We start from the raw sequence: 435 nt of genomic DNA on the forward strand, positions 1-435 counted from the left end.
ACCGGAAACGTAACAGTAACCAGTATTGATGTAACAGATAGTAATTTAACACCAACATTAGTTGGCACGATTGCAAGTTTAGCACCAATGGCAAATCAGACCTTAAGTGCAAGTTACACGATCACTCAAACGGATGTTAATGCAGGACAAGTAATCAATACAGCTGTAGCTGAAGGAGAAGATCCAAACGGAAATACAGTAAGTGACGATTCAGATTCTGGAAATCCAGCGGATGAAACAGGAGCAGATGATGATGCTACAGTAACACCATTACCATTAAGTGCAGCATTAACGTTAATCAAGAGTTCGGTATTAGATTTAGCAACAAATACAATTACCTATACTTATACTGTTGAGAACACAGGAAACACTGCAGTAAATGATATTACAGTAGTAGAAACAACGTTCTCAGGAACAGGAACAACACCAACACCA

At 38.6% G+C, this 435-nt stretch carries 1 pseudogene; it reads left to right on the forward strand.

From position 1 onward, the window contains the following. Positions 1-435, forward strand: a pseudogene (locus CXF54_RS12965) (hypothetical protein); the annotation flags it as partial.

Origin of the sequence: Olleya sp. 1-3 (genome assembly GCF_002836085.1) — a bacterium.
GTDB classification, from domain to species: domain Bacteria; phylum Bacteroidota; class Bacteroidia; order Flavobacteriales; family Flavobacteriaceae; genus Olleya; species Olleya namhaensis.